Here is a 25,351-nt window from a genome sequence, read left to right on the forward strand (position 1 = left end):
CATCCATGGAGCTAAACATGAGCGCAGACGAAGTGTTAGGCCACATTGTACAGCTTCACAACACCGGAGAGTCGCTAGCCAAAAAAAATGTGAAGAAGCTGCATCCTGATCTTATGAAAAATGCCCTGTATTATTACCCAAGCTGGGAGCACGCCTTGCAAAAGACCGGAGTTGGCAACATCGTTCACTAAACATACATACCGTTGCACACAAAGAGCTCCGAAGGGGATTAATCTCCTTCGGAGCTCTTTACGAACTACGTTATTTTCTTCGTTATTCCAGCACTTCCCATTCAACTTGCACCATGCGATCTACCCATGTGCGGATTTTTATTTCAATCGCACTTTCGATTTCTTCATCCGTCATTTCACCAAGTTTATATTCCGGTATTTCAAGTACATCCTGCTTAACCATTTCGCCTGATACGGCTAATTGAATTTGAATACGCAAACCCTCACCCTTTTCTAAATGAAGTGAATATATAATTGATAAGAAAACTTTCCATTGCAGCTAGGCAACTGATTAATTACAATGAACAAGAGTAACAATCCAATTTGAATGAAGAAAAGAGGAATCCGAATGTCACGAACCCAAGCACAAAAAAATCGACAACGAAGTTTACGCGAAGGTAAGCTAGATCCTGCTATCCATCGACTGCACTGGCATGGAGTCAACCCAGTAACGAAAACGACGCCTACACTGAAACAATTACTAACGAAACAAAATCATAAACACAAATCAAGGAATTTGAACCATTCGCATGGTGACGATTCCTTTTTTCATGCTTCATAACGTTCTTGGATCGTAATTCCTTGTTCCGCTGCATAACGGACTAACGCTTCTTTTTCCGCAGGACGAAAAGTATAGTTACAATCAAACCCGTTAAAGAACAGCTTCCACTCGCTCACAACTCCGTTATCTCCCAGCTCTAACTCCGCTACATATAAGGAATCAGGTTCATCTTCAAACTGAAGGCCGATATGGAGTTGTACCTTCCCTTCCGTCATTTCCTGTTCACAATAGTCCATAATCACGAGTGTAGGCCCTCCTATTGAATTAAATCTTTTTTATTTATATAATATACTAATGCGCACAAGCTAAACAACGAGGTGAGACTTTGATCGCAGGTCAAGGGTCCCTATACGACAATGCTAGTTTATGCTTAAGCTTACGTAGAAAGTTTTGCTAAAGCAAAACTCTTAGGAGGAATTACAATGGCATACGATCCGCAAGTAGTAGATGCAACAATAGTTAGTGATAACAAAAAAAATGGTCTTTTCGAAGTCGTTGTCTCACTGAAAGACCGCAACAAATGCCGTCTTTTCTTCGAAAGAGATTCCGAAACGGGTATCGGCAAAGTGACTGATTTGAATAGATTAATGAAAGAACCTTGTCCGATCTGCCGCAAAGATTACCTTTGCAACTGTCTTGACCGTTACAAATATTCAATCGCGGATCAAGCGCTAACCTTCATAAAATAATGGCATGACGAAACCCCCTAGCTAACTCAGCTAAGGGGTTTCATTGTTAGTTACGACTTTGTTGATACTGCGTACACGCATGAATCCATTCTTTCACCATATTCGGATTTGATGCGAAATGCAAATGTGTATAACCGGCAACAAGATTCCCGGTGAGATACCCGTCTGCTTTGGTTCCAAGCCTACCCTTCGATTGAAAGGCAGCTTTCACATCCGCACCCTCATTAGCTTGAAAAGTTGAATAATGAAATTCATGGCCGCGAGCCTCTTCACCAAAGGGCAGCAAAAAGTTTCCCTCTACACCTGTAGCCTCGCGGTAACCTAATGCTGCTAGCTTTGTCTGCATGGTGACTTTACCGGGGATCATGCCAACCATTGGAAATTCATTTCCCGTCGTATCTACAATTTTTTCCGTCAGGAACATAAATCCCCCGCATTCAGCGAGTGTCGGAATACCTTCCTCAATTCGGCTGCGGACAGACGCCTTAACCCCATTTTCAGCAGCTAATCGCTCTGCGAATTCCTCAGGAAACCCTCCGCCTATGTAAAGTCCATCTGCATCAGGAGGAACCTGTTCACCAGCAAGCGGCGAAAAGAATACACATTCCGCACCGCTCGCCTCTAACAGCTCCAGATTTTCAGGATAATAAAAGTGAAATGCGGCATCTTTGGCAATCGCGATTTTAACTCGTTTAGGTTCGTCAAGTTGATCTTTGCTAGTGAATAAAACCGACTTACTATTTATTGGCTCAGCTGCGGCTAAATCTAACAAAAGGTCCAGATCTATATGTGCCGTCACTTTGTCAGCCAAAAGCTCAAAAAAAGGTTGGAGCTCACCTCGCTCAATCGATGGAACCAGACCTAAGTGCCTTTCAGGTAGTTCAATGTTTGTGTCGCGCGGCAGATACCCTAAGACAGGAACACCGCATTCCTGCTCGATGGCTTGCTTAACCATCTTATAATGCCCTTCGCTACCTGCTCGATTGGCAATAACACCTACAATGTTATCGCCTTGACCAAACTGCTGAAAGCCTTTAACAATCGCAGCGGCGCTTCTTGCCATACTGGCAATGTTGACAATCAACACGATCGGAGCACCTAGAATGCGTCCTATATCTGCGGTACTGCCTTCATCTGTTAGCGGGTTTTTGCCATCAAACATCCCCATAACACCTTCGATAATCGATATATCTGACCCTTGGCTTCCGCGTTCAAATATTTCCTTCACCGCTTCACGCCCAGTCATCCATGAATCCAAGTTGCGTGCAGGCCTGCCCGTCACTGCCGAATGATAGGTTGGATCAATATAATCGGGCCCACACTTAAATCCCTGAACCGTAATTCCTCGTTTCTGTAAAGCAGCCATAATCCCGATGGTCAAGGTGGTCTTTCCTACACCACTGCCTGTGCCCGCAATGACAATCCGCCGATCCATCACAAGATACCTCGCTCGAATGGAGCAGAACCTGTAAAGTCGAGTAATCCCACAGAAATGGTGACATTTCCTGATTTTTTCTTAACTACTGCTAGTTTGTCTTGGCCTGTGTAAAGCTTAACAGCCGGCTCACTCACCGCATACGCTCCTGTAAACTGATACACAGTCTCAGACGGCGCCTCAACGGTCACTGTGTTCAACTCATCAGGAGTATAGGTGATGAACTCCCAGCCGTGATTACGGGTAACCTCGAGCAAGCCAACTTCGTCCTTCTTCAAATCGATCGTACACACTGCTTTCACGCTTCGAATGGAAAATGATAGCTCTTCAAGTATTACTTGTATGACTTGTTCAATTTCATCTGCTGAAGTACCGCGGTTACAGCCTATTCCGAGTATAATAACTTTCGGTCTGTACAGCACACCGTTAGTTAGAATACTCTCCTCCTCTGGCTCCAAAAGCCGATGCGTAATGAGCAGAACGGCATTCGGCTCGCTTGCTCGACCCTCCGAAATCGATGTGAACCGCCTAATATTGGCGGGTATAGGTCGCTCATGCGTCCACCAATTCGGTTCACCCGATTCCTGAATAACTGCAATTCGCTCTTCATTAACGACAGCAGCGCTGACTGGGGTCAGTTTATCTGCCGAATCCCAAACCCAGCCGAAACGGCGGCCGAAGAGATCAACAGGAATCGTTTTCTGAACATCCGATGCCGTAGTAATAACAGCCCTTGCATCAATTGCAGCTGCGACCTCATGGGTTAGCTCATTAGCCCCGCCCAAATGCCCAGAAAGCACGCTGATGACATGCTCCCCATTATCATCAATAACAACAACACCAGGATCTTTCTTCTTATCCTGAAGTAAGGGAGCGATCATACGTACGACGGCACCTAGTGAAATAATGATAATAAGTCCATTGTAGGCAGGAAATAAGGCAGGAAAAAGTAACCGAACACTTCCTGTAAAAAGTTGAATCGAGCGCTGCTCTTCATCACCTTTGACGAATTTACTCATGTAATAGACATCTGTGCCGCTCATTCGTTCATTCAGCTTGCGTGCAATCTCAACACCATGTTTCGTAATAGCTACGATCGCATAGTCATTTTGCTGTCGTATAACAGGAATGACTCCTTCTTGCAGACTGATCGTCATGGCTTAACCCCTCTGCGGAAGCGGTGTGTAAATGATTTATCGTATAACTTGGAGCGATACTCCTCTTTGCCGTGAATTTCCGGATCCAGCGCCCAGCCTGCCAGAATCATCGCATGCGAGCGGATGCCATGGCTCCGCATATCCTCTTCCAGCTTCCCTACCGTCGTGCGAACAATTAACTGATCCGGCCACGTAGCACGCTGAACGACCGCAACAGGTGTCTCCTCGCTCCAACCCGCCTCAACAAACTCGCTAACAACTTTCTTGATTAAAGTAGCACTCAGGAACAAAGCAATCGTACAATGATGTGCGGCAAGATCGCGCAATTTCTCAAGCTCAGGAACTGGCGTACGACCTTCCGCTCGAGTTAGAATAACCGTTTGGGTAAGGTCTGGAATCGTGAGCTCCGCCCCAACTGCCGCGGCTGAAGCGAAAACAGAGCTTACGCCTGGAATAATTTCATAGCCTATGTTTTCTTTACGCAGCAGAGCGATTTGTTCCATCGTTGCCCCGAACATGGCCGGATCTCCGGTGTGCACGCGCACGACCATCTTTCCCTGTTTAAGGCGATCGACGATGATGCCAACCATTTCCACCAGCTCCATGCCCGAGCTTTTCAGTACTTCTGCTTCAGGCTTCGCCTTTGCGATCAATTCTTCATTCACAAGCGAGTCCGTATACATCACAACATCTGCTTGCTGAAGAAGCTTTAAGCCTTTCACAGTGATCAAATCCGGATCTCCTGGTCCCGCACCAATAATATAGAGTTTCATCTATTTTCTCACCACCATCAAGGTTAAATATTCTAATTCTCGTCCTTGCAGTTCTTCCATATTACGCCAAATCTCTTCCTCCGAGGAAGTGACTTTGGTTAAAACGGATGCCTTATTCACGAGTCCGAGATCGCGAAGTACGGATAGCATCAAATCTATCACTTTAGCGACCTTGATGAACACGACACAATCATGTTCTTCAATGGCCTTGCGCATCTTGTCGTAGTCGTCCATAGCAGGGACGATGGCAATTTGCTCATCACCATCCGCTAAGGGGATGCCCAGACGGGAAGCAGACGCATTAATCGAAGAAATCCCTGGAATAGAGATAGCCTTTACTTCAGGATGACGTTCATTCATAAGACGCATCAAGTGAATGTAGGTGCTATAAATCATCGGGTCGCCTTCCGTCACGAAGGCAACATCTTTCCCTTGCACCAAATGTGCCCAAACACTTTCAACCGTCTTCGTCCACTGCATTTCAAGTGCTTCTTTATCCCTTGTCATGGGAAAAGTGAGCCCCATCATTTCTTTTTGCTCCGTATTCACGTACAGCTCCGTAATCGCTAGCGCATAGCTCTTGGCTCCACGCTTCTTTCTTGGGTAAGCGATGACCGGACATTCTTTTAACAATCGAAAAGCCTTGACCGTAATTAATTCAGGATCGCCTGGGCCAACACCCAAACCATATAACGTGCCGAGATTACTCATTGCCTGTTCCTCCCTCCATATCTGACTGCTTGCGCTGCGCTGTGATGATGTAGATCGGATTCAGTGCGTCGAATCGTTTCATATGGAGGATAGGCTTGCTGCGCGATACTTGTACAAGCGATATCTGCGTTGTAAAACCAACCTTCTCAAAAGTCTTATCAGCCTCGTATAACGTCTCTATCGTCGCTGCATTCAACACAATCCTGCCATTTGGCTTCAGTCTAGCTGCGCATATTTCTAGCAGCTCTTGCATCTCTCCACCGCTTCCGCCAATAAAGATCGCATCCGGATCTGCAAAAGTACCGAGACCCATTGGTGCTCTGCCATGCACGGCTGTCAGATCAACGCGAAACTTGGCGCTGTTTTCCAGGCAATTCCCAAGATCGTCTTCGTTTTTCTCGATGGCAAATACAGCACCTTCTCTAGCTATACGTGCCGCCTCAATGGCTATGGAGCCTGTACAAGTTCCAATATCCCAAACGACACTATCCACTTGTAAAGATAATTGACTGATGCTTAGTACGCGAATTTCTTTTTTCGTTATTAACCCTTTATCCGGTTTGCGTTGAGCGAACTGATCATCTTCAATACCAAGCGGCCAAACAGGTCCTGGGGCTTGTTTTTTCAAAATAACCACATTGAGTGGTGAAAATGTTGCCGTGACCAGCTGGTCCAAATCGTACCAACCACAACGTTCTTCGGCTCCGTCCAAATTCTCAGCCACAAAGGCACGATATTCGGTCATGCCAAAAGAAAGCAAATAAGCCGCAATCGCACTCGGTGAATTCGTTTCATCCGTGAGAAGGGCCACTTTGTCCTTCCCGTCTATTCGCTGCGCCAAGCCCTTGATGCTCCGTCCATGAACGCTTGTGATATAAGCATCGTGCCAGCTTTCCCCCATCCGGGCAAAAGCCAGTTGAATCGAGCTAACAGCCGGGTAAATTTGTACACCTTCCAGCTTCTTCACAACATAACCGCCAATCCCATAAAAGAGCGGGTCACCCGAAGCCAGGATGACTACGGAACGTTCTTCTTTCTGAAGTTTACTCATGAGCTCTGGCAAGCTGCCTTTTATAACGATTTTCTCGCCTTTATATTCAGGAAAAAAGGCAAGATTCCGCTCTCCGCCTACAAGTACTTCACTTTCATTAATCCATTTGATATATAAAGGGAGCAGGCTCCCTAATCCGTTATCGCCGACACCAATCACTTTTACACTTCTACTCATTCGTATGCCAACTCTCCATTCTCGCTTCGCTTCACCATCGCCGATTTCCCTAAGAGTTCGGCTTTCATCGAAATGATCACTGTTTCTATGAAATCAAACCCGTCTCTTGCAACCCCTTCTAGTCCAGCTAAGTTGCAGCGCTCGCATAATCGCTCAAAATAACGCAAATTCCCCGTAGAAGCCATTAAATCTCCAACCTGCGAGGCTGTGTTGGCGCCCCTGATTTCTTCAATAAGCGCATCGGATGCTTCCGATTCGATCGCGACCTGCGCAAGAAACCCAAAATCAACCGGAGCGCTCTTCGAATGCACCATCATTACACCTTGTGCCACCTTAGAGAACTTGCCCATCATGCCGACCAACGTCACCTTACGAATGCCTTGTCTTTGAGCTTGTATCAGCGCAAACCCAACGAAATCGCCCATCTCGATAAAAGCTTCCTCTGGAAGCTCGGGATACATGCTAATCCCGAATACTTCCGTCCGGCCGCCGGTCGAGAGCACCAGATGCTTGCAGCCGCATTTCACGGCTACGCGAATCGCCTGTGCGACACTGGCCTTATAGGCCGCACTCGAGAACGGCACCACCGTGCCTCGGGTGCCGAGAATCGAGATGCCGCCGAGGATGCCAAGACGCCCATTCAGCGTCTTCTTGGCGATTTCTTCGCCGGCGGGCACAGATACGAGCACGTCTACACCGTGCACGATCTCGTAATGGTCAAGCACTTCTTGCACGGTTTCTCGGATCATTTTCCGCGGAACCGGGTTGATCGCTGCTTGACCGATCTCAACCGGCAGGCCGGGCTTCGTCACGCGCCCGACGCCAATGCCACCATCGATGCCGACGCCGGGCTCGGCACGATAGCTTACGCGCACGATGATCTCCGCACCGTGCGTCGCATCGGGATCATCGCCGCCGTCCTTGATGACGGCGGCTTCGCCCCACAGCTGCGTGAACGTGCAGCTGTGCAGAGCAAACTCAACCGTTTCCCCGATGGGGATACGGATGTGCACGTGCGTTTGCGGCGCTTGCTCGATGAGCGCCACTAGTGCTGCTTTGGCTCCTGCGGTTGCGCAGGAGCCGGTGGTGTAGCCGTGGCGCAGCGGCTTGCCCGGTACTTCCTCCATAGGCGCTACTCCTTACGCGCCGCCATAATGGACAGCGCGTTGACGGCGGCGACGGCAACGGGACTGCCGCCTTTGCGGCCAATATTCGTGATGAACGGAATGTCCAGTTTGGCCAGTTCATCTTTCGATTCCGCTGCGGAAACGAATCCAACAGGCACACCAACGATGAGCCCCGGCTTCGCGATTCCTTCTTTGACGAGTCGAATCAGCTCCAGCAGGGCTGTCGGTGCATTCCCGATGGCATAAATAGCACCATCCGCTTCCTTAATCGCTTTGCGAATTGAAATTATTGCCCGAGTCGTGTTCAGACGCTTTGCTTCTTCCATGACATCCTTGTCCGAGATATATACTCTAACATCGCCGCCGAATTGCTCGATACGCGGTTTGCTGATGCCGACTTGCACCATCTGAACGTCGGCAACAACGAGTTTGCCAGCTCGAATGGCAGCAATACCTGCCTCGATGGCTCTCGGGTGAAAGACAAGACTGCGTCCTAATTCAAAATCCGCTGAAGCATGAATCACACGCTGTACAACCGGATATTGCTCCGGTGTAAACGTATGCTCGCCTAATTCTTCAGTAATCATCTCAAAGCTTTTCTCTTCGATTTCTTGCGGTTGTACGGTTAACGGTTTAAAATCCGTGTGAAAATCCATCGTATTTAGCCCTCCTTATGAATGCTATCGTTTACAAATTGTATAACGCCTTGAAAGTCTGAATAGAGCGTCCCATATTCTAGTTCCGGTCTTCCTATCACAATACTCGGAATACCCATTTCGAGCGCTGCTTCGAGCTTCTCATCCACAGCTCCGACTTTCCCGCTTTCTTTCGTTATCATCAAGGTAACTTTGTAATGGTCATAAAGAGCTTTATTTAACTCTTTGGAAAAAGGGCCCTGCATGGCTACAATATTTTTCTGCTCAATACCCAGTTCTTCGCATTTCTCCATATTATCTTGGCGTGGAAGCATCCGCGCAATGAGCCTCGTATCGGGAAGCCCAATTAGGCGTTCAGCAAAAATCTTCAATGTTTTGCTGCCGGTTGTCAGCATAATGCTGCCACGCTTCTCAGCCGCAAGCTCTGCAGCCTGTTTATAATCATCAACCGTCGTAACAAGTGCACTTTGCTCGATGGACAAGCTTTGACGTTCGAAACGAACATAAGGTACAGCCGCCAGTTTAGCCGCCGCCATCGCATTCTTTGACGCTTCCTCCGCAAAAGGGTGGGTCGCATCAACAACCACGTGTAAACCTTTATCTTGAATTAGCTGGTTCATGTCTTCCGCGGTTAGGCGACCCGTGAGTACCGGAAGCCCTTCTGCCTCCATGCTCTTTGCTGCGCTCTCGGTCACAACTGTTGTGAGCACATCATATCCTGCTGCGCGAATTCCTAACGCCAACTCCCTAGCGTCACTCGTACCTGCAAGAACGAGAATCATCGTTTGTCACCTCTTGAATGAGCATGGTCATGATCATGCTCGTGATGATCGTGGTCGTGGTCGTGTTTATGCCCATGGTCATGATGATCGTGGTCGTGAGTGTGATCGTGATGGTGATGGTGATGATCGTCATGATCATGATGGTGATGATGATCGATATGCTTCATCGCCTCTAGCCGATATTGGCACATGTCGCAGTTCATCTTCACTTCATCCTGTAGCGCTTCCTGTGCGCGTCCAATCAAAATCTCTTGAAGCAGCGGATGGAATCCAAAATATGGAGCCATTTGGAATTGTTTATCTGGATATGTCTCCCGATACCCTTGAACCATTTGTTCCATTCGTTGAATCAAAACACCAGTGAACAGGAAATACGGCAAAATGATTACCTTCTTTGCACCGAGCAGCAAACAGCGCTCAATTCCAGCATCCATCAGAGGCGCTGTAACGCCAATAAAGGCTGTTTCCACCCATTTCACCTGAAGCTTCTCCCAGAATAAACGAGAGATTTTAAACAGATCGCTATTCGCATCTGCATCACTGCTTCCACGTCCAACAATAAGTAAAGCTGTTTCACCTAAGTCCTCTTTCAATTGAACTCCGAGATCTTCTACCCTAGAGGATAAAATATCCAGAATTTGTTCGTGTACCCCAATAGGTCTACCGTATGTAAATTTCACTAAAGGATATTTTAATTTCGCATCATCGATAGAAGACGGAATATGAATTTTCGCATGTCCAGCCGCAAATAAGATAATCGGAATGACCACAATATGAGTAGCCCCTAGCTCTACACAGCGATCAATTCCTTGCATAATCGTTGGTTGAACAAATTCCAGGAAACATGTCTCCACAATTTGCTCTTGCATCTTACTCGCAATTTCTGAAACAAAGAGGCGAACTTCCTCATTCCCGCCTTCTTCCCGACTCCCATGACCCACAAATAAAACAGCATTCATCTTTTATTTCCCCCTCATTCTAATCGCCGCAAATGGCATTTTCGATGACGAAACCAACCATTTCTTGATGGCGGTAACCTTCAATTTCTTTAACACGCTTGAAAAATTTATGAAATCGTTCGTTCGGGTGTCCTTCTTTTTGGTAACGTTCCACGATTCTGCCAACTAATTCAACAAGCTCCTCAGGGTCAATTCCTTCTGCAACGGGCTGAGCAGCATGTGCATTTCGACCTACTGTTTTTCCGCCAAGAAATAGATCAAATTTCTCTTTGCGGTACACGATGCCGATATCTTGCTGAACAGCCCCATAACAAGCCATTCCGCACCCGTTGAACCCAATTTTCAACTCTTTAGGTACTTCTAGATTGCCAATCCGATGATGGATGGCTTCCGCATAAGGAATAGATTCTCCTTTTTCCAAATTACAAAAGTCGCAAGCTTTGATTTGGGCAACATCACCAATCGGTGATAATAATAATCCTAGTGCACTTAACTCGGATGTAATCTGCTTAGGGTTATTGGTTTGCACACGAACAATCAGTTGATGATGCGGTGAGTATTCAATATCTCCCCGATCTCCAACAATCTCGCCTAACGCACATAGTTGGGCTGCTGTTAACTTTTTATTCGCGATGCCGGGGCTTACTGCAAACTCAAAGATTGATTGGGTCGCAGTCAGCTTGTTATCAAATTCAAATGGCACCTCTTCATTCCCTTTGGATACTAGTTGCAACGCTTCCATTGCAAGTTGTAAGGAGTTACTTGGTGACAGATTCGGCGAAGACTTCAACTGGGATGGTTCTTTCATTTCGGTAACCTCATCATCCATGAGTTCATCTTCCTCATCGAACTCTTCCAAAGATTCATCCCAATCTTGTTCATCAAATTGTTCCAAAGCCCATGGCTCGGCCTCGGATTTCAGCCTCTGATGTGGCTTAAGTGGCTGTGTTTCAGCCCCTAATGTATATTTCCGCTGATAACCGCGTGGTGTTATCATGAGACCGTCATACAGCTTGGTAGCGGAATTACCAATAATAATGGTCGTTAGCATGCCAATATCATGATTCAGCATATCAGCAAGCGTCGTCACTACAACATGCTCACGATCTCGATACGCACTCTTAACAATCCCTACAGGCGTTAAAGGAGAACGATACTTAAGGAGAATGCGCTGAGTCTCAACAATTTGTCTGGTCCGTCTACCGCTTCGCGGGTTATAGAGGGCAATAACGAAATCAGCCATCCCCGCTGCCTCAACCCGCTTAGCGATCAGCTCCCATGGCGTAAGATGATCACTTAAGCTTATAGTGCATGAATCATGCATAATTGGAGCACCTAGCAGAGATCCAGCCGAATGAACAGCTGAAATGCCAGGAATCACTTCCACTTGGACACCATCCTCACGTGTCCAGCCTTGTTCCATCAATACCTCATAGACAAGACCGGCCATCCCATACACGCCGGCGTCTCCACTGGAAATAACAGCAACTTTCTTCCCCTGCTTCGCTTGCCGCACAGCTTCTTGCGCACGACTCACTTCTTCCGTCATGCCTGTTCGAACTACTTGCTGTTCAGTTAACAGACCTGCGATAAGATCCACATAGGTGTTATATCCAATGATAACTTCACTTTCCTGAATCGCTTCCCGTGCACGCTTCGTAATATGTTCAAAACTCCCCGGCCCAAAGCCGATTATGAGCAGTTTTCCTGACAATTTGTATCACCCTTCCCCATAATTACACAAACAAAAAAAGCATCCCTAACATAAGTCATGTTAGAAATGCTTGGTAAATTACTACAGTTAATAAAACCAGAAGTAACCGCTCTCTAACACTCCCTAATTCCTCGTAGGGTTATTGTGTTGTTGAACTAGGCAGGTCTCCTGACTTAATCATCCCCTTGCACCTTCCCAGGTTGATACCCAGTGGCATGTTGCAAGGAGTTACCGTAATAACGGCGATTTTTACAGTGGCGGGTCCGTGCCGGTATTTCACCGGTCTTCCCTTTTAACCATAAATCCGAAAGGATATATGGCACCTAATTCCATTGATATGCAATTACGATCATCCTACCATCTATCGATAGGGTTGTCACGTATTTATTCATAGATGGCTTGGTAGAGTCCTTCCATCAAACTCTGGTAACTGCTTGGATCATAGGTCACTTCGGCAAAAGAAACTTGAATGACCTTGTTGATCGTTTTAACAATAAAAAAACTATCCTCTCCACGCTCCGGGTCAATATAGGTATAGCACTCTAAGTGATTGCTTCCGGTTTTTTGACGTAAAAATTCCGTTGCTTCCGCACTCAAATTCGCATATTTAGGCATAGTTAGATTCCTTTCCATTTAAACGAAGTGATGCTATCTATTATAGCGTATTTTTACCCTTTGATTCCTATCATACGAGAAAGTATTTCTTTAATTTTCAGAATTTTCATACTATAATGAATCTATCAAGATATCGCTTTCATTATATGAAGGAGGAATTGATATGAGCAGTCATGAAACGAATGGATTGGTGTTTGTATTTACTGGCACAAGCGGTTCCGGTCGTAAAACAATTGCCCATCACATTGCCAAAGAACTTGGTTTCTCATCTGTCGTCTCCTACACAACTCGAACACCTAGACCCAAAGAAGTCAACGGGAAAGATTATAATTTCATCTCACGCAAAGTTTTCATCGATTGTGACATTGCTGGTGAATTTTTTCAAACTGTTGAAATTGACGGGAATTTCTATGGGATTAAGAAAGCGGACATCGATGAAGCGCTTCGCAAAGACGGACTTATCTATGTCATTGTGAATCGTTATGCAGCTAACCGATTTAAGTATACATTTGGAGAAAGAGCAATCCGCTTGTTCATCTATGTCAACAAACAAACGATCATGGAACGCATGCTTGCTCGAAACACGCCAACGGACGTCATAGACCACTACATGAACCACTACATAGAGGAAGTCTCCTACCGCAAAGATTGTGAGCATGTTTTTGAGAATATGAATTTACAAGAAACGATCGACAAAGTAAAGGCAACCATGCTCGCTCACATGCCAACTACAACTAGTTAAATGTGGTAATAACGCCAAGAGACCCGGTGAGCGACATCACCGAGTCTCTTTTTTACGATCCTACATTCATTTTAATGGGGCTTTTTTCCTCTTCAAGGCCACAAATCCGCCTAACAGTGAAACTGGTACGATGACGACAAAACCAATCAACTCATACCATAATGGAATGCTATGATTCGTTAACATGGAATCAAATCCGATTGCAGCACCGATGACGCCAATAATGGCCGCATTGAAGTATTCGGCACGCTTCGCAACCTTAGCGGCGATGTATCCGCCAAGAAACGACCAGAACAAACCAACTACCAAAAGCAAAAGTAATAGGCCTACATTCGAATATATAACACTTACATCTTGCTCATCCACCGGGCGATTAGCAAAATATATACCGCCAATTAACGTAGTCGATATCAAAGTCCCTAAGTTATCGACCGCTATACCAAGCAGTACACCCAGAAAATGAAATTTTCGTTCACTTTTTTGTTCAACCATAGATTCTTCTTCTCTCCTGATCACTTCGACCTACCAGCCTTATCCATAATACCATGTGGGAGTCTTAGTATCCAGTTCTTACCTAACAGACCTTGTAGACCGGGCTATCTCTTCAGCAATCTTCTTCACATAGTCATTGCGCATTTTAAGAAATTGAGTCATATACTTTGCTAGAAACAAGTGATCAACAATCTTCCCCAATCCTCCAAAAGGCGAAGTGTAATCGAACGTATCTACCATCAAAGTACCTTGATCTACAGTAACAAATTCATGTGTATGACGAAATCGCTTGAATGCCCCTCTTACCATTTCATCTACAAAGTAATTCGGCTTCTCCATCTCAGTAATCTGGGCAGTCAACTGCTGCTTAATACCTAAATGATAAGCTTCCCAAGTCACTGTTTCTCCATGCTCAATCAATCCCTGAGTCCTGCCTGCTATTGCTCGTTCCTTCGTATGAGAGGTCGATTCCGCATGGATATCTATACTCCTTGCCAAATCAAAACACACCTCGATAGATGCATGAATAAGTAACTCCTGTCGTATAGTTGGCATTGATTCCTCTACTTCCACCAAGTTTCTATCGGGCATTCCGCGGCATCCACGGTAACAGTTTGACCTATTTTCGGTGTGACAATTGACACTTTGTTAACATGCGCTGCCCTTGTGGCACGTTCTACCGGATCTGTCCAGTCATGCAAGGCCAGCGTGAATGCCCCCCAATGTATCGGTATCATCAGCTTCCCTTTCACATCCATATGGGCTTGAACCGTTTCTTCTGGCATCATATGAATATCAGACCAGCGATCATCGTATTGACCGCACTCCATCAAAGTAAGATCGAACGGACCATATTTAAGCCCAATTTCTTTGAAATGAGGGGAATACCCACTATCACCGCTGAAAAAGATGCAGGACTGCTTTCCTTTGATCACCCACGAGCACCATAGGGTAGCACCGCGATCCGTCATGCTTCTCCCCGAAAAGTGTATAGCTGGCGTACAGGCCAACGTTAAACCTTCAAACGTTAACTCATCCCACCAATCATACTCTTCGATCTTCACTGGCTGGACACCCCATCTGATCAGATGACCGCCAACCCCGAGCGGGACTAAAAACTTGTTCACTTTATGCTTAATTTTCATGATCGTTCCATAATCCAAATGATCATAATGGTCATGTGACAAAATGACGGCATCAATCACAGGCAGCTGCTCAATTTCAAAAGGCAATCCACCGCTATATCTTCCCTTCCCGAGCCATGGAAACGGAGAAGGAGCTTTCCCGAACATGGGATCTAATAAAAGGGCTTTCCCATCGATCATTAGTAAGGAAGCCGAATGACCAAACCAGGTCACTTTCGTTTCCAGATCCTTGGTCAAATCGGGGGTTCCCATAACTAATTGCGTATTAGGACGTCGATTAGGACTGCTTTTCGCAAAATCGAGCAAGATCCCCATTGTATTCTTGAAGCCCATATTCATCATGGTAGGAACAGGATTTTCGAATTTCCCATTCAAATATTGAGAGGATCGAGAGAAAGCCAGAGTCTTCTCCTTCGATGGTTTCCGTCCAAAAACAGGGTAAACATTCATAAATAGAACAATAACGCACACAATTCCCACTACGATACTCGTCAATATAAATAACAACTTCTATGCCGCCTCCAAGCTTAAACTTAATGGAATAGTCTTGTTAATTTCAAATGAAAATAAATCGACTAGATGTAATAACGTAAATCCGCATCGTGTGGTTCCAAGATTTGATTAACAACCTCCCATCGCATTTTTTCAAGAGCAGGGACATTAGCACAATCATTCGATTCGCCCAAACTTTCCTCAAAAATAGTCATAAGCTATCTTGAAACACAAACCAATAACAGTTGGAGGTTGATTCGGATGAGTTGTGGAACTGGCGTAGGTTATACTTCTCCAGCAGCAATCTTGGTACTGTTCATTTTGCTGGTTATCATCACTAGCGCATTTGTTTGGTAATTAGAAATCAATATAGAAGGGCTACCTATCTTCATAGGTAGTCTTTCTAACATTCCTTTCTTCATTCTAAATTTAAAAACAAACTAAAAAGAACGCTCTGGATAAGAGCGCCCGCTTTTTGATATATAGAATTACAGCCATCAATTCAAAACATTAGACTCGATCGTAACCAATTCATACAAATCATTCACATCACACCCAAGGGTGTCAGCGATAGATATAGCAGACTTAAGCGGCATGATTCTTTTGTTTTCAACAAAGTCGGTAATCCGCTCTGGCTTGTAGAACAATGTTCGAGCGAGTTCACCGATAGTCATGTTGGACTCAAGTAATCGCTCACTAAGTAGGCAGCGACCGAGCTCATATTTCATTCTGATGACCTCCGAAACATTACAAAGATTCTAACCCTCTCAAGAAACCTTATGCTCGATGCGCAATTTGTCGGCGACCATGGCGATGAATTCGCTATTCGTCGGCTTCGATTTCGAGATATTAATCGTGTAGCCAAAAATAAAGCTAATGCTGTCAATATTGCCGCGCGTCCAAGCGACTTCAATCGCATGACGGATAGCACGCTCAACGCGGCTAGGTGTAGTCTTGTACTTCTCAGCAATAGCTGGGTACAAAGTTTTGGTGATCGCACCAAGGATTTCGATATTGTTATAAACCATCGTGATCGCTTCCCGAAGATATTGATATCCTTTAATATGCGCAGGAACGCCGATTTCATGTATGATGCTAGTGATATTAGCATCTAAGTTTTTACCTTTTGGCATATGTACAATATTTGCACGCGACGTTGAAGTTGTTGCAGATGCTTGATTGTTGCCAACAAGCTGGCGAATACGATTCGTTAACGTTTCCATATCAAAAGGCTTAAGAATGTAGTAAGAGGCTCCAAGTTGCACAGCTTTTTGAGTGATATTTTCTTGCCCAAAAGCGGTTAGCATGATGATTTTCGGTTGTGTGGGAAGATTCATCTCACGCATTTTTTCAAGTACACCCAGACCATCCAAGTGAGGCATAATAATATCTAAAATGAGTACATCCGGCAATTCACGTTGTTGTTCAAGAAAACGAAGAACTTCGTTACCGTTGTACGCCACTCCTACAATTTCCATATCCTCTTGCTCACCAATGAACTCTGATAATAAATGGGTAAACTCACGATTATCATCTGCCAGTAACACCTGAATTTTTTGCAACTTAAAATCCTCCTTTAGCTACTCATACAAGTTGGTAATTCTCTCTTAAGTAAAGGTATTCGACACCCCAACTTAAATTCCTTCTGTCGAATATTATTTTTCTTTTCTTTTAATTCACTTTCTTATATAATAATATATTTATCTTCTATTTCCAACATTTTTCGACAATTTCACATGAAGCCGTGTTTTTCCATGTAGAATGAGGTTAAAATAAAATAAAGAATCAAAGGCTTTTAGCTCGCCTTTGATTCTTTGTACGAAGCTCCTGATGAAGGTCTAAGGATAATACCCGAGTCCTGAAGCATCCATTCTATGAAACAACCGTAGCCACTTGTAGGATCATTCACGAATACGTGTGTGACAGCTCCAATTAACTTGCCATTCTGGATAATTGGGCTGCCGCTCATACCTTGAACAATACCGCCTGTTTTATCTAACAACCGTGGATCAGTGATTTTAATTACCATACCTTTTGTTCCGGGAATGTCTTGTTTGGATACATGGACAACTTGAATATCAAATTTCTCAACCTTCTGTCCTTCCACGACCGTATAAATTTGAGCAGGCCCTTCTTTCACTTCTTCAGCGAAAGCAACAGGTATGGCTTCTTTATCCAAGCTGTGGTCAGGAGCAGCATACATTTTTCCAAAAATACCGAATGCCGTGTTCCTTTCGATATTACCTATAACTTTACTATCTTTGTACAAGGTAGCATGTTTCTCACCGGGATCTCCATTATGACTCTTAGAAATAGAAGTCACATTAGAGTACACAATATCGCCGTCACCAACGATGATTGGCGTTTGGGTGTCCATATCCGTGATAACATGTCCCAGTGCCCCGTACACGCCTTGATCTGGTGCGTAGAAGGTTAGAGTACCAACACCCGCAGCTGAATCTCGAATGTACAGGCCTAAGCGATACGACTTATCTACGACGTCATAGACAGGCTGCAGCTTCACAATCATCTCTTCATTGTTACGAAGGATTTTTAGCTCCAGCGGTGTTTTGCTTTCTCCGGATTTGGCTACAAGATCAGCAACCTTACTAACATCCTTGGAATCTTTGCCATTGATCTTAGTAATTAAATCACCTACTTGAATTTTTGCTTCTTCACCAGGTGAAACTTTTTGGTCTTGGGCAACAGTTACTAAATGATGACCTACGACCAAAATACCGGCAGACTTAATTTTCACACCGATCGTTTGACCTCCTGGGATGACTTTCAAATCCGGTACTACATTGACTTTAACTGTCTTGATGGGGATTGCACCGAACAGCTTGAGCTTCATTTCTGTTTGCCCAGAGTGATCGGATTGCAAAGAGATGGGTTCTTTCAAATTAACTTGAAATGAGTGCTTGGCATTGCCGTTAACCTTTACAATATCCGTATCTTTTACCGTGACTTGGGCGTTGACCGGCATTGTTAGTTGGAGCTGCTTCCCCTGACCGCTGAATAAGCGAAGTTCCTGAGGGAAGGAGGCAAAGCTTTGAAAAGGCGGAGACAAACTTACCATACAAACGAAGAAGACGAGCAGGAGTCCGAACAATCTTTTTCTTTTGCTGGATTGCAATATCTTCACGCTCCTTCACACTTCCTTGAGCCCTGACGATGGGTGTCGTCAAATGCGTACCTTTAAGTTAACCCCACTCTCCCCGTTTTATAACTGAAAATGCTGACTATCTATACTTTCATGCCCTTGCTTTCTTATTTCTTGCCATGGTAAGCATTTCCCCAGCATGATGCAGGGTGGTTTCCGTCACTTCGACTCCGCCAAGCATTCTCGCTAATTCCTCAATTCGTCCAGAATCAGGCATATCTTGAACACGTGTAAACGTACGTTCTTGATCCACTTCTTTCCGGATATAGAAATGTACATCAGCGAAGCTTGCCACTTGAGGTAAATGCGTAATCGAGAAAACTTGGCAGTTAGTTGACAAAACGGACATTTTTTCTGCAATAGCTTGGGCCGCGCGGCCACTTACACCTGTATCGACTTCGTCGAAAACAAGGACAGGAATTTGATCAATGCGTGCAAATATGGTTTTCATCGCGAGCATAATACGAGAAAGCTCTCCGCCAGAAGCAATTTTACTAAGACCGCGTAAAGGCTCTCCAGGATTGGGTGCCATGAGAAACTCAATTTGATCAATTCCTTGCCGTGAGTATCGAACTTTGTTTCCTTCAACAAGAATGCCGCGTTCATCAAGTGTTTGCTCTACTTTAACTCGGAACTGTGTGCGTTCCATCTGCAGATCGCGAAGTTCATGCTCAATTTGATTCGCAAGCTGTTCTGCTATCCCTTTGCGCAAATTGGAAAGATCTAAAGCCGCCACGCCCAACTGCTTTTCTTCGGTCGCAAGCTTGTCTTCTAATTTGCGAATATGCTCATCTTTATTTTCAATGGTATCGACTTCATTTTTTATTTTATCCAAATAACCGAGTATTTCTTTAATATTCTCTCCATATTTCCGCCTAAGAGACGTGATCATATCTAATCTTTGTTCAATAAAATCCAAACGCGACGGGTTAAACTCGATGCCATCTCGATAGTCACGCAGTTGAAAAGCTGCGTCTTCCATCTGATAATAAGCGGATTGCGCCTGCTCGAGAAGAGGACTTAGCTTCGTTGGATCAAGTTGTACGATATCCTGCAGTCTGGAAACCGCCTTTCCGGCAGCATCTAACCCGCGATTCGTCGCATAAAGGAAATCATAGGCTTCGGAAGAGCTTTGAAATAATTTCTCCGCGTTAGCCAGTTTTCGCTTCTCTTCGATTAAGGTCACATCTTCCCCCATTTTGAGCTTTGCAGCCGAAATCTCATCGATTTGAAAACGATATAAATCTAGCATTTGAAGCGCTTGTTTACTTGTTTCTTGAAGCTCTCTCAGCTCTTTTTGCAGCTTCATATATTGATCAAAGCTAGCTTGATAGTTTTTCTTTGCAGCCTCAACTTCAGCATCACCAAATAAATCAAGAGAATGAATGTGCTCATCAACATTCAGCAGGGATTGATGCTCATGCTGACCATGAATATTAACCAGCCACTCACCCGTTTTACGAAGCATTGTCAAGTTAACAAGTTGGCCATTAATTCGGCTGGAGCTTTTACCAGTTGCCGTAATTTCTCTTCGAATGAGCAAATGCTCACCGGCATCTGCACTTATGCCGAGTTCTGTAAGCGTATGCCAAACCGGATGCGTGGATGGTAATTCAAACATTGCTTCTATTTCTGCTTTGTCTGCACCGTAACGTACCAACTCCGAAGATCCTCTACCACCAACTATGAGTGTTAAAGCATCGATAATAATCGATTTACCTGCGCCTGTTTCTCCTGTTAGGACATGAAAACCAGCTTTGAAACGAATATGTACATGTTCAATAACAGCCAAATTACGAATCGAAAGTTCTGTAAGCATGTGCTCCTCCTGAAATTAAGATAGTAATGACATGACATCATTCACAAAAGTGAGGCTGTTCTCTTTGCCGCGGCAAATCACAAGAATGGTATCATCTCCGCAAATCGTTCCCATGACACCGTTCCACTCTAGATTATCAATAAGTGCGCAAATCGTGTTGGCTGTGCCTGGCAAACATTTCATAACGACAAGATTGTCGGTATGGTCAATGCTAACAAAATGGTCACTCAAAGCTCTACGCAGTCTTTGCATCGGATTAAATCGCTGATCCGCCGGCATGGAGTACTTATATCTGCCATCATCCAAAGGAACCTTAATCAGATGTAGCTCTTTGATATCGCGTGAGACTGTCGCCTGTGTGACATGAAAGCCAGCAGCCCGAAGAGTCTCCACCAATTCATCCTGCGTCTCAATCTCGTGGTTCGTAATAATCTCTCTGATTTTTACATGCCTTTGACCTTTCATCCTTACACCTCTATATGAAATGTGATTTTTTTAATTTTGTTTAGTGCCATATCCACATAAAGCACGCCGTCAGCTTCTGGATAAATTAAACTATAGGCTAGAAGCATATCGCGAACAGCGCTTCCTGTCATTTCAAGCGGTTTACGTTCCTTCGCTACTTTTACGAGGTAAATTTGTTCTTCTTTCTGGGCAAAATAGTCGATGAATAACCGGCTTTCCAGCTGTTCTCTTTCGTTGACCTTCATGGTGATGGGAATTTTGGTTTTTCCGGCAAGCACATCGAAACCTGCTCCTTCAAGCAGCTCCACGACTTCATCCTGCGGTATTTCTGAGTGTCTAGGAATCCTTCTTCTCTTCTTATTGGGTCCGTCTAGCCACCTTTGGAATCGCCAAAAGATAATGCCTACAACTATGATCAGGATTAACAAAATGACTTTAACATCGCCTTGTTCCATGTCCCTCACCTCGCCATAGTATTCGCGGATTTACCCGGAAAATCCTTTTTTTGAAGCAAGGATAAATGACTCCATCGTTCATTAGGGACGAGTGCGTTTATCAAGATAGATACCATGTAGAAAAGTATAAAACGGATATTTTCCTATCTACTGAAAAAACCCATCTCTGGGCCGCAAAAAGGCGTTCTCAAAGATGAGTTTATTTGCCATGCAATTTTTGTGCTTCTTTGACCGTCACTGCGATCAACTCTTTCAGGGATGAAGCGTCAGCAAGAGAAGCAACGTCATCAGAATCACTAGACCAATAGGCAAGGAATTCAATATTCCCTTCCCCTCCTGTGATTGGTGAGTATGTCAACCCTTTCAAGCGAAAGCCTAACTCTTCTGCAAAAGTTAACACAGTGGTCAGCACATCCACATGAACATCTGGATCGCGTACAACACCGGATTTGCCGACTTTCTCTCTACCTGCCTCGAACTGAGGTTTAATGAGGGCAACCACATGCCCCTGATCTAACAAGATCTCTTTCAGTGGCGGTAAAATAATTCGAAGCGAAATGAAAGATACATCAATGCTTGCAAATGTAGGTCGCGGACCGTTCAAATCTTCCATTTTCGTATAGCGGAAATTCGTTCTCTCCATAACATGAACACGTTCATCATTACGAAGCGACCAGTCCAGTTGATTATAGCCAACATCGACGGCGTACACAGAAGAAGCACCATTTTGCAGAGCACAGTCTGTAAATCCGCCAGTCGAGGCTCCAATATCAAGCATAACTGCTCCATTTAAATCGATATCAAATTGTTTCAATGCCTTCTCTAACTTAAGGCCGCCTCTACTCACATAAGGATGAAGCGCACCTTTCACTTTCAATACAGCCTTCCGGCTGATCTTCATACCTGCTTTATCTACAGGTTCTTCATCAGCAAAAACAAGGCCTGCCATAATGGCGGCCTTTGCCTTTTCTCTGCTTTCGAAATAGCCTTGCTCAAGAAGCAATAAATCTAATCGTTCTTTATCCGATGACATTGTGTTTGTGTTACTCCTATTCTTATCATCCATAGCCTAAGCTCGTTGTCGTTTACGTGGCACTAGCTTCTTCACTTCCGTGATTAAGTTTTGTGTGGTAAGTCCAACTTCTTCACGTTGTTCCTTCACGCTTCCATGCTCAACGAAGTAATCCGGGATACCCATGATTTGAACGTGCAATCCAACGACCCCTTTGGCTGCGTAGAATTCTACTACACTGCTGCCAAATCCGCCTTGGATAGAACCTTCTTCCATCGTGATGATTGGAATGGACTCACTTGCTAGCTGGAGTAAATAAGCTTCATCAAGCGGTTTAATGAATCTTGCATTGACAACGCGAAGGTTGATGCCTTCCTTAGCTAATTGTTCGGCTGCCTCTTCCGCAATCTGCACCATCGGTCCAACAGCAAGTACAGCCGCATAATCCCCGTCACGCAATGTCTCCCACGTACCGATTGGAATCGCTTTTGGCGCTTCAACAACACTCGATCCCGTTCCACTATTCCTAGGATAGCGGTATGCGATTGGTCCATCATTGTACTCAAGAGCAGTCTGCATCATATCTCTTAATTCACGTTCGTCCTTAGGCATCATAAGCACCATGTTCGGCAGCGAACGTAGAAATGAAATGTCGTATGCACCATGATGGGTTTCGCCATCTGGACCCACAAACCCTGCACGGTCAATAGCAAATGTAACATTCAACTTAGGACGGCAAATGTCGTGGACGACTTGATCGTAAGCTCTCTGTAGAAAAGTGGAATATACCGCAAATACGGGTTTCAAACCTTCACTCGCAAGACCTGCACATAAGGTTGCCGCATGCTGCTCCGCAATCCCGACGTCAATCATCCGATTGGGGAACTGCTTCGCGAACTTCAGTAACCCAGAACCTCCAGGCATAGCTGGCGTAACAGCAACAATTCTGGAATCCTTCTCAGCAAGCTCGATTAACGTATTACCGAAAATTTCTGTATACATAGGAGGACCTACGGATTTAAGCACCTGACCTGATTCAATCTTGTAAGGTCCTGGACCATGCCAACTGTGCGAATCCTGTTCAGCTGGCGTATACCCTTTACCTTTGGTCGTTACGACATGAACAAGTACAGGACCGTTGACTTTCTCGGCCTGTTTAAGCGTGTCGAGCAATACCGGTAAATTATGTCCATCTACAGGCCCAATATAAGTGAACCCTAATTCCTCAAACCAAACACCGTTTAACACAAAATATTTCAGACTGTCCTTCAGCTTTTCCGCGGTTTTGGCCAAGGTGCCGCCGATGGCAGGAATTTTCTTAAGTAAATGTTCAACTTCTTCTTTGGCCTTCAAATAATGACGATCCGAACGAATTTTGCTCAAATAATTATGAATAGCCCCGACATTGGGCGCAATCGACATTTCATTGTCATTCAGAATGACCATAATATTTTTTTTCTCATGACCAATGTGGTTCATTGCTTCTAACGCCATACCACCGGTTATCGCCCCATCACCAATAACGGCAACAACTTTATTATGTTCACCTTTCAGATCGCGAGCCATCGCCATTCCCATTGCGGCTGACAGCGAAGTACTGCTATGTCCGGCTTCCCAGACGTCATGTTCACTTTCAGAACGTTTCACGAATCCACAAAGTCCCTTGTACTTGCGCAGGGTATCGAATTTATCTTTGCGACCGGTTAAAATTTTGTGTACGTAAGCTTGATGACCCACATCAAAAATAAATTTATCATACGGGCTGTGGAACAAGGTATGTAAAGCAATGGTGAGCTCAACCACACCTAAATTGGAGGACAAGTGTCCACCTGTAACGGACAGCTTCTCAATCAGAAATTGACGGATTTCACCAGCCAATATCTCAAGCTCCGTCAAGGATAAACGCTTCAAGTCCTCAGGCCGATTGATTTGTTCGAGCAGCACGCTTGTTTCCTCACTTTCAATGTGAAAATACTGAGATCGATTTCACTATTATATCATAAATTGGGTATTTCGTGTAAAACGACAAAAAGGCAAGGGAATAATACACCCAATAAAGGATTAATGATCTCTCTGCATTAAGTAATCCGCCAGTTGAAGAAGCCTTTCTGGGTGCGCAATCTGTGCACGAAGCAGCGCTTCTTTGGCCTGATTCGTTAAATCCTTAACCTTCTGCTCCGAGGCTTCGATCCCGATGAAAAAGGGATAAGTTACCTTCTGCTGCTTCTCATCACTCTTAACAGGCTTACCTAACTTTTTCTCATCGCCGATAATATCCAAAATATCATCCTGAATTTGAAATGCAAGACCAATGGCATTGCCGAATTCACTAAGTGCGCGAAGTTGCGCATCCGTGGCTCCGGCAATATGACCGCCGGCACGCAAGGAGAAAACAATGAGATCACTCGTCTTATGCATATGAATAAAAGCTAATTCTTCAAGTTTTGTAATGCCTTGCTCCCCGAGCATATCGGCAGCTTGACCGCCAACCATCCCTCTCGCCCCTGCATATATGGCAAGTTCTTCTGTGATGGAGAGCACACGTTCAGCTGGAATGCCATGGCCTTTATGGGCCTGCGTAATGCTGAAGAATGCATGAGTCAGCAATGCATCGCCAGCTAGAATGGCCATGGCCTCACCATATACCTTATGATTCGTCAGTTTACCTCGGCGATAATCATCATTATCCATTGCAGGCAAATCGTCATGAACCAGGGAATATGTATGAACCATCTCTATGGCTAAAGCAACAGGCATCGCTGCTTCTAGGGATCCCCCTAGCACTTCAGCTGCTGCTAGCACCAGAATGGGACGCAAGCGCTTGCCTCCAGCCATTAAGGAGTAGTTCATGGACTCACGCAGTGAACCAGGAACGTCCCATGCTGCAGGCAGCGCTTGGATTAAAGCCGCTTCAACCATTTCTGCATG

Annotated in this window: 30 protein-coding genes and 1 riboswitch; of the genes, 5 read left to right on the forward strand and 25 right to left on the reverse strand. The window is 44.9% G+C overall.

All coding sequences use genetic code 11. From position 1 onward, the window contains the following. Window positions 1-5: 5 nt before the first annotated feature. Window positions 6-191, forward strand: coding sequence for a hypothetical protein (locus AC58U0_RS06715; protein WP_047674694.1), 186 nt, complete (start codon window positions 6-8; stop codon window positions 189-191). An 82-nt stretch (window positions 192-273) separates the two neighbouring features. Here AC58U0_RS06715 and AC58U0_RS06720 read toward each other — a convergent pair whose 3' ends face one another. Continuing rightward, entirely contained in the window at window positions 274-450 is a 177-nt protein-coding gene (locus tag AC58U0_RS06720; RefSeq protein ID WP_164484201.1) for a hypothetical protein, read from the reverse strand. A 129-nt stretch (window positions 451-579) separates the two neighbouring features. Between AC58U0_RS06720 and brfA the strand changes: the two genes are divergently transcribed. Beyond that, window positions 580-792: a ribosome rescue factor BrfA gene (gene brfA, locus AC58U0_RS06725; protein WP_057306389.1), complete on the forward strand. Its 213-nt coding sequence runs from the start codon at window positions 580-582 to the stop codon at window positions 790-792. On the opposite strand, the gene AC58U0_RS06730 is transcribed toward brfA, so the two are convergent. Next, window positions 780-1,034, reverse strand: coding sequence for a hypothetical protein (locus tag AC58U0_RS06730; protein ID WP_497378189.1), 255 nt, complete (start codon window positions 1,032-1,034; stop codon window positions 780-782). The genes brfA and AC58U0_RS06730 overlap by 13 nt on opposite strands. Before the next feature lie 180 nt (window positions 1,035-1,214). Here AC58U0_RS06730 and AC58U0_RS06735 point away from each other — a divergent pair, with 180 nt between their 5' ends. After that, on the forward strand, window positions 1,215-1,481 hold the full coding sequence (locus AC58U0_RS06735; RefSeq protein WP_029192924.1) for a hypothetical protein: 267 nt from the start codon (window positions 1,215-1,217) through the stop codon (window positions 1,479-1,481). A 46-nt stretch (window positions 1,482-1,527) separates the two neighbouring features. Here the strand turns inward: AC58U0_RS06735 and AC58U0_RS06740 are convergent, their stop codons facing one another. From AC58U0_RS06740 to AC58U0_RS06790, 11 genes are all read right to left on the reverse strand, one after another. Next, window positions 1,528-2,916, reverse strand: coding sequence for a cobyrinic acid a,c-diamide synthase CobB (locus AC58U0_RS06740; protein WP_497378190.1), 1,389 nt, complete (start codon window positions 2,914-2,916; stop codon window positions 1,528-1,530). Then, entirely contained in the window at window positions 2,916-4,073 is a 1,158-nt protein-coding gene (locus AC58U0_RS06745) for a cobalt-precorrin 5A hydrolase (protein ID WP_497378192.1), read from the reverse strand. The genes AC58U0_RS06740 and AC58U0_RS06745 overlap by 1 nt, the downstream gene beginning before the upstream one ends. Beyond that, on the reverse strand, window positions 4,070-4,846 hold the full coding sequence (gene cobM / locus AC58U0_RS06750; protein WP_464645454.1) for a precorrin-4 C(11)-methyltransferase: 777 nt from the start codon (window positions 4,844-4,846) through the stop codon (window positions 4,070-4,072). Before cobM ends, AC58U0_RS06745 begins: the two co-directional genes overlap by 4 nt. Then, the gene (cobI, locus tag AC58U0_RS06755) at window positions 4,847-5,557 is read right to left on the reverse strand and encodes a precorrin-2 C(20)-methyltransferase (RefSeq protein ID WP_497378193.1); all 711 of its coding nucleotides are present in this window, start codon (window positions 5,555-5,557) and stop codon (window positions 4,847-4,849) included. Next, the gene (gene cbiE / locus AC58U0_RS06760; RefSeq protein WP_497378194.1) at window positions 5,550-6,785 is read right to left on the reverse strand and encodes a precorrin-6y C5,15-methyltransferase (decarboxylating) subunit CbiE; all 1,236 of its coding nucleotides are present in this window, start codon (window positions 6,783-6,785) and stop codon (window positions 5,550-5,552) included. Before cbiE ends, cobI begins: the two co-directional genes overlap by 8 nt. After that, a complete protein-coding gene (locus AC58U0_RS06765; protein ID WP_497378195.1) occupies window positions 6,782-7,912 on the reverse strand; it encodes a cobalt-precorrin-5B (C(1))-methyltransferase in 1,131 nt (376 codons plus the stop codon). Before AC58U0_RS06765 ends, cbiE begins: the two co-directional genes overlap by 4 nt. Before the next feature lie 5 nt (window positions 7,913-7,917). Further along, window positions 7,918-8,568, reverse strand: a complete 651-nt coding sequence (locus tag AC58U0_RS06770) for a precorrin-8X methylmutase (protein ID WP_029192918.1) — start codon at window positions 8,566-8,568, stop codon at window positions 7,918-7,920. A gap of 5 nt (window positions 8,569-8,573) precedes the next feature. Then, entirely contained in the window at window positions 8,574-9,350 is a 777-nt protein-coding gene (cobK, locus tag AC58U0_RS06775; protein WP_497378196.1) for a precorrin-6A reductase, read from the reverse strand. Continuing rightward, window positions 9,347-10,309 (reverse strand): sirohydrochlorin chelatase, encoded by a 963-nt coding sequence (locus AC58U0_RS06780; protein WP_497378198.1) that lies wholly within the window; start codon window positions 10,307-10,309, stop codon window positions 9,347-9,349. The genes cobK and AC58U0_RS06780 overlap by 4 nt, the downstream gene beginning before the upstream one ends. 19 nt (window positions 10,310-10,328) lie before the next feature. Then, window positions 10,329-12,023, reverse strand: a complete 1,695-nt coding sequence (gene cobJ / locus AC58U0_RS06785) for a precorrin-3B C(17)-methyltransferase (RefSeq protein ID WP_497378200.1) — start codon at window positions 12,021-12,023, stop codon at window positions 10,329-10,331. Between the two features lie 141 nt (window positions 12,024-12,164). Next, a riboswitch (cobalamin riboswitch) is annotated at window positions 12,165-12,365 on the reverse strand. A 42-nt stretch (window positions 12,366-12,407) separates the two neighbouring features. Then, window positions 12,408-12,638 carry a hypothetical protein gene (locus AC58U0_RS06790; protein ID WP_261301198.1) on the reverse strand — a complete coding sequence of 77 codons (231 nt, stop codon included), beginning with the start codon at window positions 12,636-12,638 and terminating at the stop codon, window positions 12,408-12,410. A 163-nt stretch (window positions 12,639-12,801) separates the two neighbouring features. On the opposite strand from AC58U0_RS06790, the gene AC58U0_RS06795 reads away from it, so the two are divergent. Next, window positions 12,802-13,380 (forward strand): guanylate kinase, encoded by a 579-nt coding sequence (locus AC58U0_RS06795; protein ID WP_497378201.1) that lies wholly within the window; start codon window positions 12,802-12,804, stop codon window positions 13,378-13,380. A 66-nt stretch (window positions 13,381-13,446) separates the two neighbouring features. On the opposite strand, the gene AC58U0_RS06800 is transcribed toward AC58U0_RS06795, so the two are convergent. The 3 genes from AC58U0_RS06800 to AC58U0_RS06810 form a co-directional block, all read right to left on the reverse strand. Continuing rightward, entirely contained in the window at window positions 13,447-13,872 is a 426-nt protein-coding gene (locus tag AC58U0_RS06800; protein WP_057306402.1) for a hypothetical protein, read from the reverse strand. Between the two features lie 78 nt (window positions 13,873-13,950). Further along, window positions 13,951-14,427, reverse strand: coding sequence for an SRPBCC family protein (locus AC58U0_RS06805; RefSeq protein WP_497378202.1), 477 nt, complete (start codon window positions 14,425-14,427; stop codon window positions 13,951-13,953). Window positions 14,428-14,435: 8 nt separating this feature from the next. Then, window positions 14,436-15,392, reverse strand: a complete 957-nt coding sequence (locus tag AC58U0_RS06810) for an MBL fold metallo-hydrolase (protein ID WP_497378268.1) — start codon at window positions 15,390-15,392, stop codon at window positions 14,436-14,438. Window positions 15,393-15,770: 378 nt separating this feature from the next. Between AC58U0_RS06810 and AC58U0_RS06815 the strand changes: the two genes are divergently transcribed. Further along, window positions 15,771-15,866: a YjcZ family sporulation protein gene (locus AC58U0_RS06815; protein ID WP_156390218.1), complete on the forward strand. Its 96-nt coding sequence runs from the start codon at window positions 15,771-15,773 to the stop codon at window positions 15,864-15,866. A 140-nt stretch (window positions 15,867-16,006) separates the two neighbouring features. On the opposite strand, the gene AC58U0_RS06820 is transcribed toward AC58U0_RS06815, so the two are convergent. The 9 genes from AC58U0_RS06820 to AC58U0_RS06860 form a co-directional block, all read right to left on the reverse strand. Beyond that, window positions 16,007-16,237, reverse strand: a complete 231-nt coding sequence (locus tag AC58U0_RS06820) for a helix-turn-helix domain-containing protein (RefSeq protein ID WP_497378204.1) — start codon at window positions 16,235-16,237, stop codon at window positions 16,007-16,009. Window positions 16,238-16,276: 39 nt separating this feature from the next. Beyond that, window positions 16,277-17,071: a sporulation transcription factor Spo0A gene (gene spo0A, locus AC58U0_RS06825; RefSeq protein ID WP_047673954.1), complete on the reverse strand. Its 795-nt coding sequence runs from the start codon at window positions 17,069-17,071 to the stop codon at window positions 16,277-16,279. A 233-nt stretch (window positions 17,072-17,304) separates the two neighbouring features. Beyond that, window positions 17,305-18,645, reverse strand: a complete 1,341-nt coding sequence (gene spoIVB, locus AC58U0_RS06830; RefSeq protein WP_497378269.1) for a SpoIVB peptidase — start codon at window positions 18,643-18,645, stop codon at window positions 17,305-17,307. A 118-nt stretch (window positions 18,646-18,763) separates the two neighbouring features. Continuing rightward, window positions 18,764-20,491 (reverse strand): DNA repair protein RecN, encoded by a 1,728-nt coding sequence (recN, locus tag AC58U0_RS06835; RefSeq protein WP_497378205.1) that lies wholly within the window; start codon window positions 20,489-20,491, stop codon window positions 18,764-18,766. 15 nt (window positions 20,492-20,506) lie between these two features. Next, the gene (gene ahrC, locus AC58U0_RS06840) at window positions 20,507-20,956 is read right to left on the reverse strand and encodes a transcriptional regulator AhrC/ArgR (RefSeq protein WP_057306407.1); all 450 of its coding nucleotides are present in this window, start codon (window positions 20,954-20,956) and stop codon (window positions 20,507-20,509) included. A 2-nt stretch (window positions 20,957-20,958) separates the two neighbouring features. Next, window positions 20,959-21,411, reverse strand: a complete 453-nt coding sequence (locus tag AC58U0_RS06845) for a hypothetical protein (protein WP_057306408.1) — start codon at window positions 21,409-21,411, stop codon at window positions 20,959-20,961. A 199-nt stretch (window positions 21,412-21,610) separates the two neighbouring features. Next, the gene (locus tag AC58U0_RS06850) at window positions 21,611-22,444 is read right to left on the reverse strand and encodes a TlyA family RNA methyltransferase (RefSeq protein ID WP_497378206.1); all 834 of its coding nucleotides are present in this window, start codon (window positions 22,442-22,444) and stop codon (window positions 21,611-21,613) included. A 36-nt stretch (window positions 22,445-22,480) separates the two neighbouring features. Further along, window positions 22,481-24,367 carry a 1-deoxy-D-xylulose-5-phosphate synthase gene (dxs, locus tag AC58U0_RS06855; protein ID WP_497378207.1) on the reverse strand — a complete coding sequence of 629 codons (1,887 nt, stop codon included), beginning with the start codon at window positions 24,365-24,367 and terminating at the stop codon, window positions 22,481-22,483. A gap of 117 nt (window positions 24,368-24,484) precedes the next feature. Next, the gene (locus AC58U0_RS06860) at window positions 24,485-25,342 is read right to left on the reverse strand and encodes a polyprenyl synthetase family protein (RefSeq protein WP_497378270.1); all 858 of its coding nucleotides are present in this window, start codon (window positions 25,340-25,342) and stop codon (window positions 24,485-24,487) included. Window positions 25,343-25,351: the final 9 nt, after the last annotated feature.

The sequence above is a fragment of the Paenibacillus sp. J31P190 genome, from assembly GCF_059692075.1.

Bases quoted from the DNA above. Each gene is read 5' to 3' on its own strand.
- AC58U0_RS06735 (WP_029192924.1), top strand. From the start codon at position 1,215: ATGGCATACGATCCGCAAGTAGTAGATGCAACAATAGTTAGTGATAAC.
- cobM (WP_464645454.1), bottom strand. From the start codon at position 4,846: ATGAAACTCTATATTATTGGTGCGGGACCAGGAGATCCGGATTTGATC.
- AC58U0_RS06860 (WP_497378270.1), bottom strand. From the start codon at position 25,342: ATGGTTGAAGCGGCTTTAATCCAAGCGCTGCCTGCAGCATGGGACGTT.
- AC58U0_RS06745 (WP_497378192.1), bottom strand. From the start codon at position 4,073: ATGACGATCAGTCTGCAAGAAGGAGTCATTCCTGTTATACGACAGCAA.
- AC58U0_RS06740 (WP_497378190.1), bottom strand. From the start codon at position 2,916: ATGGATCGGCGGATTGTCATTGCGGGCACAGGCAGTGGTGTAGGAAAG.
- AC58U0_RS06780 (WP_497378198.1), bottom strand. From the start codon at position 10,309: ATGAATGCTGTTTTATTTGTGGGTCATGGGAGTCGGGAAGAAGGCGGG.
- brfA (WP_057306389.1), top strand. From the start codon at position 580: ATGTCACGAACCCAAGCACAAAAAAATCGACAACGAAGTTTACGCGAA.
- recN (WP_497378205.1), bottom strand. From the start codon at position 20,491: ATGCTTACAGAACTTTCGATTCGTAATTTGGCTGTTATTGAACATGTA.
- cobI (WP_497378193.1), bottom strand. From the start codon at position 5,557: ATGAGTAATCTCGGCACGTTATATGGTTTGGGTGTTGGCCCAGGCGAT.
- AC58U0_RS06805 (WP_497378202.1), bottom strand. From the start codon at position 14,427: ATGCCAACTATACGACAGGAGTTACTTATTCATGCATCTATCGAGGTG.
- AC58U0_RS06820 (WP_497378204.1), bottom strand. From the start codon at position 16,237: ATGAAATATGAGCTCGGTCGCTGCCTACTTAGTGAGCGATTACTTGAG.
- AC58U0_RS06765 (WP_497378195.1), bottom strand. From the start codon at position 7,912: ATGGAGGAAGTACCGGGCAAGCCGCTGCGCCACGGCTACACCACCGGC.
- AC58U0_RS06800 (WP_057306402.1), bottom strand. From the start codon at position 13,872: ATGGTTGAACAAAAAAGTGAACGAAAATTTCATTTTCTGGGTGTACTG.
- ahrC (WP_057306407.1), bottom strand. From the start codon at position 20,956: ATGAAAGGTCAAAGGCATGTAAAAATCAGAGAGATTATTACGAACCAC.
- AC58U0_RS06770 (WP_029192918.1), bottom strand. From the start codon at position 8,568: ATGGATTTTCACACGGATTTTAAACCGTTAACCGTACAACCGCAAGAA.
- AC58U0_RS06845 (WP_057306408.1), bottom strand. From the start codon at position 21,411: ATGGAACAAGGCGATGTTAAAGTCATTTTGTTAATCCTGATCATAGTT.
- AC58U0_RS06795 (WP_497378201.1), top strand. From the start codon at position 12,802: ATGAGCAGTCATGAAACGAATGGATTGGTGTTTGTATTTACTGGCACA.
- AC58U0_RS06850 (WP_497378206.1), bottom strand. From the start codon at position 22,444: ATGTCATCGGATAAAGAACGATTAGATTTATTGCTTCTTGAGCAAGGC.
- cobK (WP_497378196.1), bottom strand. From the start codon at position 9,350: ATGATTCTCGTTCTTGCAGGTACGAGTGACGCTAGGGAGTTGGCGTTA.
- AC58U0_RS06715 (WP_047674694.1), top strand. From the start codon at position 6: ATGGAGCTAAACATGAGCGCAGACGAAGTGTTAGGCCACATTGTACAG.
- cbiE (WP_497378194.1), bottom strand. From the start codon at position 6,785: ATGAGTAGAAGTGTAAAAGTGATTGGTGTCGGCGATAACGGATTAGGG.
- AC58U0_RS06790 (WP_261301198.1), bottom strand. From the start codon at position 12,638: ATGCCTAAATATGCGAATTTGAGTGCGGAAGCAACGGAATTTTTACGT.
- AC58U0_RS06815 (WP_156390218.1), top strand. From the start codon at position 15,771: ATGAGTTGTGGAACTGGCGTAGGTTATACTTCTCCAGCAGCAATCTTG.